The organism is Janthinobacterium sp. LPB2021202312-11-4 (genome assembly GCF_037049705.1).
Lineage (GTDB): Bacteria > Pseudomonadota > Gammaproteobacteria > Pseudomonadales > Pseudomonadaceae > Aquipseudomonas.
In genome coordinates, this window is sequence record NZ_JBAGKV010000013.1 from 39,843 (window position 1) to 54,173 (window position 14,331).

At 60.5% G+C, this 14,331-nt stretch carries 12 protein-coding genes; 4 read left to right on the forward strand and 8 right to left on the reverse strand.

The features are described from left to right. Nucleotides 1-10 precede the first annotated feature (10 nt). The 3 genes from V5E99_RS15505 to V5E99_RS15515 form a co-directional block, all read right to left on the reverse strand. Complete coding sequence (locus tag V5E99_RS15505; RefSeq protein ID WP_499803222.1) at nt 11-2,269, reverse strand: ABC transporter permease subunit; 2,259 nt, start codon at nt 2,267-2,269, stop codon at nt 11-13. 260 nt (nt 2,270-2,529) lie between these two features. Then, on the reverse strand, nt 2,530-3,531 hold the full coding sequence (locus V5E99_RS15510; RefSeq protein ID WP_222589069.1) for a phosphate ABC transporter substrate-binding protein PstS: 1,002 nt from the start codon (nt 3,529-3,531) through the stop codon (nt 2,530-2,532). Between the two features lie 231 nt (nt 3,532-3,762). Continuing rightward, nucleotides 3,763-5,061 (reverse strand): MFS transporter, encoded by a 1,299-nt coding sequence (locus V5E99_RS15515; protein WP_499803223.1) that lies wholly within the window; start codon nt 5,059-5,061, stop codon nt 3,763-3,765. A gap of 365 nt (nt 5,062-5,426) precedes the next feature. Between V5E99_RS15515 and V5E99_RS15520 the strand changes: the two genes are divergently transcribed. Together V5E99_RS15520 and V5E99_RS15525 are read left to right on the forward strand one after the other, a co-directional pair. Then, the gene (locus V5E99_RS15520; RefSeq protein ID WP_003176975.1) at nt 5,427-5,831 is read left to right on the forward strand and encodes an acyl-CoA thioesterase; all 405 of its coding nucleotides are present in this window, start codon (nt 5,427-5,429) and stop codon (nt 5,829-5,831) included. 57 nt (nt 5,832-5,888) lie between these two features. Then, the gene (locus tag V5E99_RS15525; protein WP_499803224.1) at nt 5,889-6,788 is read left to right on the forward strand and encodes a D-hexose-6-phosphate mutarotase; all 900 of its coding nucleotides are present in this window, start codon (nt 5,889-5,891) and stop codon (nt 6,786-6,788) included. Between the two features lie 87 nt (nt 6,789-6,875). Here V5E99_RS15525 and V5E99_RS15530 read toward each other — a convergent pair whose 3' ends face one another. The 5 genes from V5E99_RS15530 to V5E99_RS15550 all read right to left on the reverse strand — a co-directional run bounded on the left by V5E99_RS15530 (nt 6,876) and on the right by V5E99_RS15550 (nt 10,680). Further along, entirely contained in the window at nt 6,876-7,454 is a 579-nt protein-coding gene (locus tag V5E99_RS15530) for a DUF3299 domain-containing protein (protein ID WP_499803225.1), read from the reverse strand. Between the two features lie 46 nt (nt 7,455-7,500). Continuing rightward, complete coding sequence (locus V5E99_RS15535; protein ID WP_003187057.1) at nt 7,501-7,746, reverse strand: GlsB/YeaQ/YmgE family stress response membrane protein; 246 nt, start codon at nt 7,744-7,746, stop codon at nt 7,501-7,503. Between the two features lie 105 nt (nt 7,747-7,851). Beyond that, nucleotides 7,852-8,934 (reverse strand): 5-(carboxyamino)imidazole ribonucleotide synthase, encoded by a 1,083-nt coding sequence (locus V5E99_RS15540; RefSeq protein ID WP_499803226.1) that lies wholly within the window; start codon nt 8,932-8,934, stop codon nt 7,852-7,854. An 11-nt stretch (nt 8,935-8,945) separates the two neighbouring features. Further along, nucleotides 8,946-9,437 (reverse strand): 5-(carboxyamino)imidazole ribonucleotide mutase, encoded by a 492-nt coding sequence (purE, locus tag V5E99_RS15545; protein ID WP_019694319.1) that lies wholly within the window; start codon nt 9,435-9,437, stop codon nt 8,946-8,948. Between the two features lie 328 nt (nt 9,438-9,765). Then, nucleotides 9,766-10,680, reverse strand: a complete 915-nt coding sequence (locus V5E99_RS15550) for a LysR substrate-binding domain-containing protein (protein WP_499803227.1) — start codon at nt 10,678-10,680, stop codon at nt 9,766-9,768. A gap of 180 nt (nt 10,681-10,860) precedes the next feature. Between V5E99_RS15550 and aspA the strand changes: the two genes are divergently transcribed. Next, nucleotides 10,861-12,285 (forward strand): aspartate ammonia-lyase, encoded by a 1,425-nt coding sequence (gene aspA, locus V5E99_RS15555; RefSeq protein WP_010465341.1) that lies wholly within the window; start codon nt 10,861-10,863, stop codon nt 12,283-12,285. Nucleotides 12,286-12,786: 501 nt separating this feature from the next. Continuing rightward, on the forward strand, nt 12,787-14,238 hold the full coding sequence (locus V5E99_RS15560) for an alanine/glycine:cation symporter family protein (protein WP_499803228.1): 1,452 nt from the start codon (nt 12,787-12,789) through the stop codon (nt 14,236-14,238). Nucleotides 14,239-14,331 lie beyond the last annotated feature (93 nt).

Below are 14,331 nucleotides of genomic sequence, written 5' to 3' on the forward strand. Positions count from 1 at the left end.
TCTACCTTTCTTAAAGCGACGAGTATTTCTTGCGCAGACGCTGACGAATCAGTTCCGCGAGGGTGTTCATGACGAAGGTGAACAACAGCAGCACCAGCGCCGAGAGGAACAGCACGCGGTAGTGGCTGCCGCCGACTTCCGATTCGGGCATTTCCACCGCAACGTTGGCCGCCAGGGTGCGCAGGCCTTCGAACAGGTTCATTTCCATGACGGGGGTGTTACCGGTGGCCATCAGCACGATCATCGTTTCACCGACCGCACGGCCCATGCCGATCATCAGCGCCGAGAAGATGCCCGGGCTGGCGGTGAGGATCACCACCCGCGTCATGGTCTGCCACGGCGTGGCACCGAGGGCCAGGGAACCGAGGGTCAGGCCACGGGGCACGCTGAACACGGCGTCTTCGGCGATGGAGTAGATGTTCGGGATCACCGCGAAGCCCATGGCCAGACCAACCACCAGTGCGTTGCGCTGGTCGTAGGTGATGCCCAGGTCGTGGGAAATCCACATGCGCATGTCGCCGCCGAAGAACCAGGTTTCCATGTACGGGCTCATGTACAGCGAGAGCCAGCCCACAAACAGGATCACCGGGATCAGGATCGCGCTTTCCCAGCCGTCCGGCACTTTCAGGCGGATGGATTCAGGCAGGCGACTGAAGACGAAACCCGCCACCAGAATGCCGATCGGCAAGAGCATCAGCAGGCTGAAAATGCCAGGTAGATGCCCTTCCACATACGGTGCGAGGAACAGGCCGGCGAAGAAGCCGAGGATCACCGTCGGCATCGCTTCCATCAGCTCGATCACCGGTTTGACCTTGCGACGCAAGCTTGGCGCCATGAAGTACGCGGTGTAGATCGCAGCAGCAACGGCCAGTGGCGCGGCCAGCAGCATGGCGTAGAACGCGGCTTTCAAGGTGCCGAAGGTCAGTGGCGACAGGCTCAGCTTGGGTTCGAAGTCGGTGTTGGCAGCGGTCGATTGCCAGACGTATTTAGGCTCGTCGTAGTTCTCGTACCAGACCTTGCTCCACAGTGCGCTCCACGATACTTCCGGGTGCGGGTTGTCGAGCAGCAGCGGTTGAATCTTGCCGCCGGCCTCGACGATCACGCGGTTGGCCCGTGGCGACAGACCGAAGACACCCTGGCCTTCGACCACTTGATCAACCAGCAAGGTGCGGTGCGCGGTGCTGTGGAACACGCCGAGCTTGCCGGAGGCGTCGAGGGCGATGAAGCCTTTGCGACGTTCTTCGGCAGTGATTTCAACGATTGGCGTGGTGCCCATCTGGAAGGTGCGGATCTGCTTCAGGCGCAGCTCGCCATCCGGGTCGCGGGCCATGAACCACTGGGCCAGGCCACCCTTGGAGTCACCGAGAATCAGCGAGATACCGCCCACCAGTTGCGTACTGGCGGTGATTTGCGCTTCGCCGTCTTCAAGCAGTTTGTAGCGACCGTTGAGGCTCTTGTCGCGCAGGCTGAACACGTCGGCCTGGGCGCGGCCGTTGATCACGTACAACCACTGCTGGCGCGGGTCGACGAAGATGTTCTTCACCGGCTCGGTCATCTGCGGCAGATCGATACGCTTCTGCTCGTGGGTGACTTCGCCGATCATCATGTTTTCTTCGCTGGTCAGCGACAGCACATTGAGTTGCGAACCGGTGGAGCCGACCAGCATCAGCGTGGTGTCGGTGGCGTTGAGGCTGACGTGCTCCAGGGCACCGCCCGCCTCGTTCAGCGCAATCGGGGCTTCGCCGTACGGGAAGTCGATGGCCGGCGAAATGGTTTTCTTGTTGTCCGGGTAGCTGACTTTGTAGGTATGACGGAACACCAGCGCCTGGCCGTTGGACAAGCCCACGGCCACCAGCGGGTGACCGGGCTGGTCTTCACCGATGGAGGTCACGGTGGTGCCGGCCGGGATCGGCAGATCGACGCGTTTGAGTTCGGCGCCACTGTCGATGTCGAAGAACAGCGCTTGCCCCTTGTCGGAAACCCGCATAGCAACCTGGTTCTGTTCTTCCAGGGAGATCATCAGAGGCTTGCCGGCGTCTTGTATCCAGGCCGGCGTGATGGCGTCCTTGGCGGTCAGGCTGGCACCCTGGAACAGCGGCGCGACCACGTAGGCCAGGAAAAAGAAGATCAGCGTGATCGCGCCGAGGACGGCGAGGCCGCCGACGAGGACGTACCAGCGGGTCAGGCGATCTTTGAGCGCGCGGATGCGGCGCTTGCGTTGCAACTCAGGCGTATTGAAGTCAATTCGCTTGGGAGGATTGGTAGTCATGGGGGAATTGGCCAGATCATTCATGCGCACACCCTAGCGATCCTGTATGACAGAAAGATGACAATGCAGTGACGCAACAAATCCGCCGCCGGCGGGAGCTGGCAGAGGACAGAAAATTTGGGGGGTATGTAGGAGCTGCCGAGGGAACCGAGGCTGCGATCTTTTGACCTTGCCGTTTAAAAAGCCAGATCAAAAGATCGCAGCCTCGGTTCCCTCGTCAGCTCCTACACAGGTCCGGGGCTTACCCCGGACCTAGGGTGTTACTTCTTTGCGACTTCAGCGCCGCCTTCCGCCAGACCCAGGTCAGCCAGTGCTTTGGCAGCAACCTTGGCCGGCAGTGGGATGTAGCCGTCTTTCACTACAACTTCCTGGCCCTGTTTGGACAGAACCAGTTTCACGAACTCGGCTTCCAGCGGGGCCAGAGGCTTGTTCGGGGCTTTGTTGACGTACACGTAGAGGAAACGCGACAGCGGGTATTTGCCGTTCAGTGCGTTTTCTTCGCTGTCTTCGATGAACTCAGTGCTGCCCTTTTTCGACAGAGCGACTGTTTTCACGCTAGCGGTTTTGTAGCCGATGCCCGAGTAACCGATGCCGTTCAGCGAGGAGCTGATCGACTGCACGACCGAAGCCGAGCCTGGTTGTTCGTTGACGTTTGGCTTGTAGTCGCCTTTGCACAAGGCTTCTTCTTTGAAGTAGCCGTAAGTGCCGGATACCGAGTTACGACCGAACAGTTGAACTGGCTTGTTGGCCAGGTCGCCCGTCACGCCCAGGTCGCCCCAGGTTTTGACTTCGGTTTTAGCGCCGCACAGACGAGTGGACGAGAAGATCGCGTCAACTTGTTCCATGGTCAGGTGCTGGATCGGGTTGTCTTTGTGCACGAACACCGCCAGGGCGTCCACGGCAACCGGGATAGCGGTTGGCTTGTAGCCGTACTTCTGCTCGAAGGCCGCCAGTTCGGTGTCCTTCATCTTGCGGCTCATCGGGCCCAGGTTCGAGGTGCCTTCAGTCAGCGCAGGTGGCGCGGTGGCGGAGCCAGCGGCCTGAATCTGGATGTTTACGTTCGGGTATTCTTTTTTGTAGTTCTCAGCCCAGAGGGTCATGAGGTTGGCGAGGGTATCGGAGCCGACGCTGGACAAGTTGCCCGACACACCAGTGGTCTTGGTGTAGCTCGGGATCGACGGGTCAACAGCGGCGAACGCGTTGGCGGTCGCAACGCCAGCAGCGACAAAAGTCATTGCCGCCATCAAACGCTTCAGTTTCATGCCTTACTCCTAGCAGATAGGGTGTGTTAAGTCGGGGCCAAGTATCAGCAGGCCGTGTGAACACTCTATGGCTGAAATATGACAATTGGATGAAAGGCCAGCATTCAGTGTTTCGAAGTAATTCCGTGTAATCGTTCTTCGCGGGCAAGCCTCGCTCCTACGGATCACACGGACCTGTAGGAGCGAGGCTTGCCCGCGAAGGCATCGGCACAGTCGATACAAAAATCCGCCTTAGCGCCCCTTCTTCCAAAGATAAGCACCCACCAGAATCCCGACCCCACAAATAATCGCTACATAGTAAGCAGGTCCCATCGGGCTCTCCTTGAGCAGCAAGGTCACGATCATCGGGGTCAACCCGCCGAAGATCGCGTAGGCCAGGTTGTAGGAGAACGACAACCCGCTGAAACGCACCACCGCCGGGAAGGCCTTGACCATCACGTACGGCACGGCGCCAATGGTGCCGACCAGCGCACCGGTCACGGCGTACATCGGGAACAGCCAGTCCGGGTGGTTGAACAGGCTGTGGTAGAAGGTCCACGAACTCAGCAGCAGCAAGGCACTGCCAAACACAAACACCCGCCCGGCACCGAAGCGGTCAGCCAGTGCGCCGGACGCGACGCAACCCAGGCTCAGGAACACGATCGCCAGGCTGTTGGCCTGCAACGCGATGGTCGGCGTGAAGTGGTAAACGGTCTGCAACACGGTCGGGGTCATCAGGATGATGACGATGATGCCGGCGGACAGCAGCCAGGTCAGCAGCATGGAAATCAGGATCGCCCCGCGATGGTCACGCAGCACTGCACGCAGCGGCACTTCTTCGGCCAGGGCCTTGCGCAGTTGCAGTTCGGCGAACACCGGGGTTTCGTGGAGCCAGCGGCGCAGGTACACCGAGAAAAGGCCAAACACGCCGCCCAGCAGGAACGGAATCCGCCAGGCGTAATCCGCCACTTCCACCGGGGTATAAATGCTGTTGATCGCCGTGGCCACCAACGAGCCCAAAAGGATGCCCGCCGTCAGACCGCTGGTCAGGGTGCCGCAGGCGTAGCCGATGTGTTTCTGCGGCACGTGTTCGGAAACGAAGACCCAGGCGCCAGGCACTTCACCGCCAATCGCCGCGCCCTGGATCACGCGCATCAGCAGCAACAGGATCGGCGCCCACAGGCCGATCTGCGCATACGTCGGCAGCAAACCCATGATCAGGGTCGGCACGGCCATCATGAAAATGCTCAGGGTGAACATCTTCTTGCGCCCCAGCAGGTCGCCGAAGTGCGCCATGACGATGCCGCCCAATGGCCGCGCCAGGTAACCGGCGGCGAAGATGCCGAAGGTCTGCATCAGGCGCAGCCACTCGGGCATGTCGGCCGGGAAGAACAGCTTGCCGACCACCGTGGCGAAAAATACGAAGATGATGAAGTCGTAGAACTCCAGCGCGCCGCCCAGGGCAGACAGCGACAAGGTCTTGTAATCGTTGCGGGTCAACGGACGTGCGGATTGCGTCGGCTGCGCAGTGCTCGAGGGCGCTGTGGTCATGGCAAGGGCTTCTCTTATAGTCGGATCTGCAACCCCAACAACGCTGGCGGAGGCTTGGGCAGGTCCGGCACGATAGCAAATTGTTCGAAAAAGCACATAGAGGCGCGTATTTGACGGTCGAAATGAGAACCCGGCGGTCGTCTCGGAGTCTACCGACCGATATACTCGCAACCTTGCACCTGCTTGTAAGGGGTTGCTGTGCGAAAACGTCGTTGGCACCTGTCAGCCGATTTCGCAGAGTTTCCCTTTAGGCGCCTTACGAAAAACGTGACGAACGTAGTATGTTCGGGGCTGAATCGTTTTTTCTGAGACGGCTATTCACCTGAAGTACCAATGAAGAGTCACGGGTCAGAGGCACCCCCGGCATGATAGAGCTCGAACAAGAAGATCCAATCCCGCAAGGCGACCTTGCCCTGCAAATCACCGCGCTTCCACGCGAAACCAACGGCTTCGGCGATATTTTCGGCGGCTGGCTGGTGGCGCAGATGGACTTGGCCGGCACCGCAATGGCCAGCAAAGTCGCCGGTGGCCGCGTCGCGACCGTGGCGATCGACCGCATGGCGTTCCTGGTTCCGGTGGCGGTGGGCGCGCAGCTCTCCTTCTATACCCAGGCCCTGGAAATCGGTCGCAGCTCGATCCAGATGATGGTTGAAGTCTGGAGCGACGATCCGCTGTCCAGCGAGTGGCGCAAAGTGACTGAAGCGGTGTTTGTGTTCGTTGCCATCGATGGCAGTGGCCGCACCCGCTCGGTGCCGTCCAGAGCGCGTTAAACCTGGCGGCCGTTTTGCGGTCCATTGCAGTCATTGATCCTGATCGAGAGTCGCCCCATGAGCACGCCCAACGTTGAAGCCGTCAAACTGGATGAACTGAACTGCTGGCGAATTCGCCACGGTCAGGCCGAATTGCTGGTGGCCCAGCAAGGCGCGCACGTCGTCAGTTATCAATTGGCCGGGCAACCGCCGCTGATCTGGCTCAACGATGAGGCCGTGTTCAAGGCCGGCAAAGGTATCCGTGCCGGTGTACCGGTGTGCTGGCCGTGGTTCGGTAACTTTGCGCGCAACCCGCCGAGCGTTCAGGCGATGCGCGTCAGCAACGAACCGGCGAGCGCCCACGGTTTTGTCCGGGCGATGGATTGGGAACTGGGCGGCATCGAAGCCGAGGGTGAAAGCCTGAAGGTCGACTTCGTCCTGCCCTACCCCGAAGGCGGTTTCCCGGGCTGGCCACACCAGGTGGATCTGACGTTGAGCATTCGCCTGGATGAGCAACTGCACATCAGCCTGACCAGCCACAATCGCGGCACCGACACCGTGTCGATCAGCCAGGCGCTGCACAGTTATTTCGCCGTGAGCGATGTGCGCAACGTGCATGTCGAAGGGCTGAATGGCTTGAGTTACATCGATACGACTCAAGACTGGAACACAGCCACTCAGGCTGGCGACCTGCGCTTCACCAGCGAGACCGACCGCATCTACCTCAATCCCCCAGAGCAGTTGAGCATTGTCGACCCGGCCTGGGAGCGGCGCATCGAGCTGACCAGCAGCGGTTCACGCTCGGCGGTGATCTGGAATCCGTGGATCGAGCGTGCAGCAGCGTTCAGTGACATGGCCGACGATGGCTGGCAGCGCATGCTGTGCATCGAGACGGCGAACGTGATGGATGACGTGGTGAACCTCGCGGCGGGTGCGAGTCATACCCTGGGCGTCAGCATTGGCAGCAAACCGCTTTAAGATCAAAAGATCGCAGCCTTCGGCAGCTCCTACACCGATCGGTGTAGGAGCTGCCGAAGGCTGCGATCTTTTTTGCGTTATACGCGATTACAAATCCGACTCTTTAACCACCCGCACCTTCGCCGCATCCAGCGCATACGCCGCGTCGGCCAGGTCGTTGTTGACCTTCTCGATCTTCAACGTGCCGGTCACCCACAGCGGTGTGTAGATATCATCCAGCTTCAAACCCTTCGGATAACGCACCAACACCAACTGGTTGGGCGGCGGTGGCGGCACGTGGATGCAGGCGCCCGGGTACGGCACCAGGAAAAACAGCGTGCTGCGACCCTTGGCGTCGGACTCCAGCGGCACCGGATAACCCCCGATGCGGATGTTCTTGTCGTTCATCGACGGCACGGTTTTGGTCGAGTACATCACCGCCGGCAAGCCCTTGCTCTGCTTCATGCCACCCTTTGAGGTAAAGGTGCCATCGCCTTCGGGGGTGTTGTGGTCGATTTCGGGCATGGCCTCGAGGGCTTTCTGGTCCGACTTGGGCATCAGTTCCAGCCAATCGGTTTCCGGCAGTTCGCCGGCATGGGCCAGGCCCGAGCCCAGGAATAAGAGGGTCAACAAAAAACGGCGCATGGAAATGCTCGGCAAAGGAAAGGACGGCTTGATGGCGAGCATTCTAGCCCTCTCTGCGTGCGCCGCAGAGAGAGCTTTGTCGCTTGAATCAGTTTCTTTTGATCAGGCCGTAGATCACCAGCAAGACAATCGCACCGACCAGCGCACCGATGAAGCCCGCGCCTTGGCCAGCCTGGTAAATGCCCAGAGCCTGGCCGCCGTAGGTGGCCGCCAGCGAACCGCCGATACCGAGCAGGATGGTCATGATCCAGCCCATGCTGTCATCGCCCGGTTTAAGGAACCGAGCCAGCAGGCCGACGATCAAGCCGATAAAGATGGTTCCGATAATTCCCATGGCGTTTCCTCTGATTAAAGTGGTTACGTCGAAGCCTAGTCAGACTTTGACATCCTGCCATCAGAGAACCGCAGAGACTTAAGGTTCCGCGGCTGCCACATGAAACTATTCGGCAATAAGCGCTTCAACCTTGAGGATCTGCGCCGCCAGGGTCTCACGGTCTGCACAACGCAAGTTGGCGTGGCCGACCTTGCGCCCGGCCTTGAACGCCTTGCCGTAGTGGTGCAGATGGCAATCGGCAATCGCGATCACTTTCTCAACCGGCGGAACCACGCCGATGAAGTTGAGCATCGCACTCTCGCCGATCTTGGCCGTCGAACCCAATGGCAGACCGGCAACCGCCCGCAGGTGGTTTTCGAACTGGCTGCACTCGGCGCCTTCGGTGGTCCAGTGCCCGGAGTTATGCACGCGCGGGGCGATTTCGTTGGCCTTGAGGCCGCCGTCGACTTCAAAGAACTCGAACGCCATCACGCCGACGTACTCCAGCTGCTTGAGCACACGGCTGGAGTAGTCTTCAGCCAAGGCCTGCAGCGGGTGATCGGTGCTGGCAATGGACAGCTTGAGAATGCCGCTGTCGTGGGTGTTGTGAACCAGAGGATAGAACTTGGTTTCGCCATCGCGAGCCCGCACGGCGATCAGCGAGACTTCACCGGTGAACGGCACGAAACCTTCCAGCAGGCAGGCGACGCTGCCCAGTTCGGCGAACGTGCCGACCACGTCTTCGGGTTTGCGCAGGACTTTCTGGCCCTTGCCGTCGTAACCCAGGGTGCGGGTTTTCAATACGGCCGGCAGACCGATCGACGCCACGGCGGCGTCCAGGTCAGCTTGGGACTGAATGTCGGCGAACGCCGGGGTTGGAATCCCCAGGTCCTTGAACATGCTCTTCTCGAACCAGCGATCACGGGCGATACGCAGGGCTTCGGCGCTCGGGTACACCGGGACGAACTGCGACAGAAACGCCACGGTTTCGGCCGGGACGCTTTCGAACTCGAAGGTCACCAGATCGACTTCATCGGCCAACTGACGCAGGTGATCCTGATCGCCATAATCGGCCCGCAGGTGCTCGCCCAATGCCGCCGCGCAAGCGTCCGGCGCCGGGTCCAGGAAAGCGAAGTTCATGCCCAGCGGAGTGCCCGCCAGCGCCAACATGCGACCCAACTGGCCGCCACCGATTACACCGATTTTCATCGTCAACAACCTCAGGCGATGCGTGGGTCTGGATTGTCCAGGACGCTGTCTGTCTGCTCAGCACGGAAAGTTTTCAGCACCGCGTGGAATTGCGGATGCTTGGCGCCGAGGATGCTCGCCGAAAGCAGCGCGGCGTTGATCGCGCCCGCCTTGCCGATGGCCAGGGTGGCGACCGGGATGCCCGCGGGCATCTGCACGATAGAGAGCAGCGAATCGACGCCCGACAGCATCGACGACTGCACCGGCACGCCCAGCACCGGCAGGTGGGTTTTGGCCGCACACATGCCTGGCAAGTGGGCCGCGCCACCGGCACCGGCGATGATCACCTCGATGCCACGCGCCTCGGCCTCTTCGGCGTACTGGAACAGCAGGTCCGGGGTGCGGTGGGCAGAGACCACTTTCACCTCGTAAGGGATGCCGAGCTTTTCCAGCATATCGGCGGTGTGGCTAAGGGTGGACCAATCGGACTTGGAGCCCATGATCACGCCAACCAGTGCACTCATCGTCGTGCCTCTTCTCTCTGGGCGCCCGCAGGCGCGTCAAAAACAACAAGCCACGCAGAAATGCGTGGCTTGATTGTACGAAAAATGGCCGGACGAACCGGCCGAAGGCCGCGCAGTATACCTCAATGAAGCAGATAAACAGCCCCCGATACGACCATCTGTCACACGACGTAAAGTGCCGGTTTTATTGACTCGAAGGTCAAGCGAAAAGCTTGCCAGCGCACCCTGATCGTGTAGGAGCATGGCTTGCCCGCGATGGAGATTTTGCGGACGCCATCGCGAGCAAGCTTTGCTCCTACGGGGCCAGGCGACAACATTGCAAATCGACTTAGCTTGTTGTGCCCTGCGCCGCGCCGCCTTCGAGCTTGCGCCAGAGCAACCGCACATTGGCCTTGCGCACGAGCGCGCAGCGATACAGACGAATCTCCAGCGGCACATGCCATTGCGGGCCGCCGCAGACCACCAATTCACCGCGCGCCAGTTCGGCACGCACGCTCAGTTGCGGCACCCAGGCAATGCCCAAACCTTCCAGCGCCATGCTTTTCAGGCTGTCGGCCATGGCGGTCTCATAGATAGTGGTAAAGCGCAGGGCGCGCTGGCGCAGCAGCAAGTTCACCGAACGCCCGAGAAACGCACCGGCGCTGTAGGCCAATAACGGCACGCTGGCCTCGCCTTCCAGATCGAACAGCGGCTTGCCGTCGGCATCCGCCGCGCACACCGGCAACATCTCGGTGTGGCCAAGGTGCAGCGACGGGAAGATTTCCGGGTCCATCTGCATAGCCGCGTCCGGATCGTAGAACGCCAGCATCAAATCGCAGCCGCCCTCACGTAACGCGTGCACGGCGTCACCGACGTTGGTCGCCACCAGCCGCGTGGCAATGTTCAGGCCTTCATTACGCAACTGCGCGATCCAGCGCGGAAAGAAGCCCAGCGCCAACGAGTGAGCGGCGGCAACCTGCATCACTTCGCCCTGCCCGCCTTCCAGGTGATGGAGGTGGCGCAGCACTTCGCCAAGCTGCTCGACCACCGTCCGCGCCGTGACCAAAAACAACTGCCCCGCCGCCGTCAGCTCGACGGGCGTGCGCGAGCGGTTAACCAATTGCAGCCCCAACGCGGCCTCAAGGCTGCGGATTCGCCGACTGAACGCCGGCTGGGTCACAAAGCGGCGTTCGGCAGCCTGGGAGAAGCTGCGGGTGGCGGCCAGGGCGCTAAAGTCCTCCAGCCATTTGCTTTCCAGATTCATCACGTCCTCCCGGACACGCACCAATTTAGGTCGCACGTTCGCCGCACACGCGGCGTCACATGGGCATTATGCCGAATGTGCATAGGCCAGTGCTTAACAGCATTGGCCCAAAATTCTCCACAAGCCTAGCATTCGCAGCGTTCCGGCACAGACCGGGTCCCTATCGAGATGATTTCTATCATGTCCTCCGCTGCATCTTTCCGCACAGAAAAAGACCTGCTTGGCGTACTCGAAGTACCCGCTCAAGCGTATTACGGCATCCAGACCCTGCGAGCGGTGAACAACTTCCGTCTCTCCGGCGTTCCGATTTCGCATTACCCGAAGCTGGTTGTCGGGCTGGCCATGGTTAAACAAGCCGCCGCTGACGCCAACCGCGAGCTGGGTCACCTGAGCGAAGCCAAGCACGCTGCCATCAGCGAAGCCTGTGCACGTTTGATCCGCGGCGATTTCCACGAAGAGTTCGTGGTGGACATGATTCAGGGCGGCGCTGGCACTTCGACCAACATGAATGCCAACGAAGTCATCGCCAACATCGCGCTGGAGGCCATGGGTCACCAGAAGGGCGAATACCAATACCTGCACCCGAACAACGACGTGAACATGGCGCAGTCCACCAACGACGCCTACCCAACCGCGATCCGCCTGGGTCTGCTGCTGGGTCATGACGCATTGCTGGCCAGCCTCGACAGCCTGATTCAGGCGTTCGCTGCCAAGGGTGTTGAATTCAGCCACGTCTTGAAGATGGGCCGTACCCAACTGCAAGACGCCGTGCCGATGACCCTGGGCCAGGAATTCCGCGCGTTCGCCACCACGTTGAGCGAAGACCTAGCACGCCTGAAGACGTTGGCGCCTGAGCTGCTGACCGAAGTGAACCTGGGCGGCACCGCCATCGGCACCGGCATCAACGCCGATCCGCGTTACCAGCACCTGGCCGTTCAGCGCCTGGCCCTGATCAGCGGTCAACCGCTGGTGCCGGCCGCCGACCTGATCGAAGCCACTTCCGACATGGGCGCCTTCGTGCTGTTCTCCGGCATGCTCAAGCGCACCGCGGTCAAGCTGTCCAAGATCTGCAACGACCTGCGCCTGCTGTCCAGCGGCCCACGCACCGGCATCAACGAAATCAACCTGCCGGCGCGTCAGCCAGGCAGCTCGATCATGCCCGGCAAGGTCAACCCGGTGATCCCGGAAGCGGTTAACCAAGTGGCGTTCCAGATCATCGGTAACGACCTGGCCCTGACCATCGCGGCTGAAGGCGGCCAACTGCAACTGAACGTGATGGAGCCGCTGATCGCGTTCAAGATCTTCGACTCGATCCGCCTGCTGCAACGCGCCATGGACATGCTGCGCGAACACTGCATCGTCGGCATCACCGCCAACGAAGAGCGCTGCCGCGAACTGGTCGAGCATTCGATCGGCCTGGTCACCGCGCTGAACCCGTACATCGGCTATGAAAACGCCACCCGCATCGCCCGTATCGCCCTCGAAAGCGGCCGCGGCGTGCTGGAACTGGTGCGCGAAGAAGGCTTGCTCGACGACGAAATGCTCGCCGACATCCTGCGCCCGGAAAACATGATCGCTCCGCGTCTGGTGCCTCTGAAGGCTTAACCAAACGCAACGCCGGCCCTTGCTCTTTTAATGAAGAGTTCAGAGGGCCACGCTCACCAGGTCGAGGGACTAGACACCTCTCACCTTTTGAGGGCTTGGGGATTCACTCCCCAAGCCCTTTTTTTTAACTCTTTTGCGGATAGCGAACATGTCTGATACCGCAAAGATCGCAGCCTTCGGCAGCTCCTACATCGTTTGACTTACATCTGTAGGAGCTGCCGAAGGCTGCGATCTTTTGATCTTGCAGCACCTCGATTCATCGCTTGCACCACAATCGTGCAGACGGGCAACGCACTGATCGGTATAGTGCCGCCCCTCTTCGCGTGAGCGGTCGTCGGTAACGAGGCCATAACCCATGCGAAACCCGACCTAATAACAAACCCGCGATATGGAACCGGGACGAACACGCACCTCACCTGTTGTGCCCTGCGCCAACCGATGTAACGCGATGTGTCGATCCAGCCAGCATTTGCCTACACAAAAAACAGCGAGGAATACTCCATGCTCGAAGTCATCAACGGCTTCCTCTCAGAGAAAGTACTGATCGTGCTCATTGTCGGGCTCGGTGGCTACTTCACGATCCGCTCGCGTTTCGTACAACTGCGTCACTTCTTCCACATGTTCGCGGTGTTCCGTGACAGCCTCAAAAGCAGCGCCGGTCAACTCAGCTCGTTCCAGGCCCTGATGCTCAGCCTCGCCGGCCGCGTCGGTGCAGGCAACATCGCCGGTGTCGGCATCGCCGTGACCATGGGCGGCCCGGGCGCCGTGTTCTGGATGTGGGTGACCGCACTGGTCGGCATGTCCAGCAGCTTCTTCGAATGTTCCCTCGGCCAGCTCTACAAGCGCTGCGATTCCGACGGCACCTACCGTGGCGGCCCGTCCTATTACATTCAGCACGGCCTGCAAAAACGCTGGCTGGGCATGGTCATGGCGTTCCTGCTGCTCGTGACCTTCGGCTTCGCCTTCAACGGCCTGCAATCCCACGCCGTGACTCACTCGCTGCAGGACGCCTTCAAATTCGACCCGCATTACACCGGCGCGGCCCTGGCCGTGTTGCTGGGCCTGGTGTTCATCGGCGGCATCAAGCGTATCGCCAAGGTCGCTGACCTGTTGGTCCCGGTGAAAACCCTGGTCTACATCGGCGTAACCCTGTACGTGATCGTGCTGCAATTCGACCACGTTCCAGCGATGCTAATGACCATCGTCAAAAGCGCTTTCGGCCTGGATCAGGCCTTCGGCGGCCTGGTGGGCAGCGCGATCATCATGGGCGTAAAGCGTGGCGTGTTCGCCAACGAAGCGGGCCTGGGCAGTGCGCCTAACGTGGCTGCCGTCGCGTCGGTCGAGCACCCGGTGGCTCAAGGCGTGGTTCAGGCGTTCAGCGTGTTCCTCGACACCTTCGTGATCTGCACCTGCACCGCATTGCTGATCCTGCTCTCGGGCTTCTACACCCCGGGCTTCGAAGGCGACGGCATTGCCCTGACCCAGAATTCTTTGGCCGCCGTGGTCGGTGACTGGGGCCGAGTGTTCATCTCGGTGGCCCTGTCGTTGTTCGTGTTCACCTCGATCCTCTACAACTACTACCTGGGCGAGAGCAACCTGCGTTTCATGATCGGTGAAAACCGCTGGGCGCTGATCGGCTATCGCGTACTGGTACTGGTGTTGATCTTCTGGGGCGCCATCGAAAACCTCGGCACCGTGTTTGCCTTCGCTGACATCACCATGACGATGCTCGCGTTCGTGAACCTGATCGCACTGTTCCTGCTGTTCAAAATCGGCATGCGCATCCTGCGTGACTACGATGACCAGCGTGCCGCCGGCATCAAGACGCCGGTGTTCGATTCGAGCAAGTTCCCGGATCTGGACCTGGACCTGAACGCCTGGCCAGCCAATCCGCCAGCCGCCGCCCCCAAGGCCGAAGCTGAGCCGCAAGGCGTACCCGCAGCGCAACGCTGATCGGTTAAAGTGCGAAACCCCATGTGGGAGCGGGTTTGCTCGCGAAAGCGGTGTGTCAGTGGGCATTAATGTCGACTGACACTCCCTCTTCGC

Excerpts from the sequence above, each read along its gene's own strand:
- aspA (WP_010465341.1), top strand. The coding sequence starts at position 10,861 with ATGTCCTCCGCTGCATCTTTCCGCACAGAAAAAGACCTGCTTGGCGTA.
- V5E99_RS15550 (WP_499803227.1), bottom strand. The coding sequence starts at position 10,680 with ATGAATCTGGAAAGCAAATGGCTGGAGGACTTTAGCGCCCTGGCCGCC.
- purE (WP_019694319.1), bottom strand. The coding sequence starts at position 9,437 with ATGAGTGCACTGGTTGGCGTGATCATGGGCTCCAAGTCCGATTGGTCC.
- V5E99_RS15535 (WP_003187057.1), bottom strand. The coding sequence starts at position 7,746 with ATGGGAATTATCGGAACCATCTTTATCGGCTTGATCGTCGGCCTGCTG.
- V5E99_RS15505 (WP_499803222.1), bottom strand. The coding sequence starts at position 2,269 with ATGACTACCAATCCTCCCAAGCGAATTGACTTCAATACGCCTGAGTTG.
- V5E99_RS15560 (WP_499803228.1), top strand. The coding sequence starts at position 12,787 with ATGCTCGAAGTCATCAACGGCTTCCTCTCAGAGAAAGTACTGATCGTG.
- V5E99_RS15525 (WP_499803224.1), top strand. The coding sequence starts at position 5,889 with ATGAGCACGCCCAACGTTGAAGCCGTCAAACTGGATGAACTGAACTGC.
- V5E99_RS15540 (WP_499803226.1), bottom strand. The coding sequence starts at position 8,934 with ATGAAAATCGGTGTAATCGGTGGCGGCCAGTTGGGTCGCATGTTGGCG.
- V5E99_RS15530 (WP_499803225.1), bottom strand. The coding sequence starts at position 7,454 with ATGCTCGCCATCAAGCCGTCCTTTCCTTTGCCGAGCATTTCCATGCGC.
- V5E99_RS15510 (WP_222589069.1), bottom strand. The coding sequence starts at position 3,531 with ATGAAACTGAAGCGTTTGATGGCGGCAATGACTTTTGTCGCTGCTGGC.
- V5E99_RS15520 (WP_003176975.1), top strand. The coding sequence starts at position 5,427 with ATGATAGAGCTCGAACAAGAAGATCCAATCCCGCAAGGCGACCTTGCC.
- V5E99_RS15515 (WP_499803223.1), bottom strand. The coding sequence starts at position 5,061 with ATGACCACAGCGCCCTCGAGCACTGCGCAGCCGACGCAATCCGCACGT.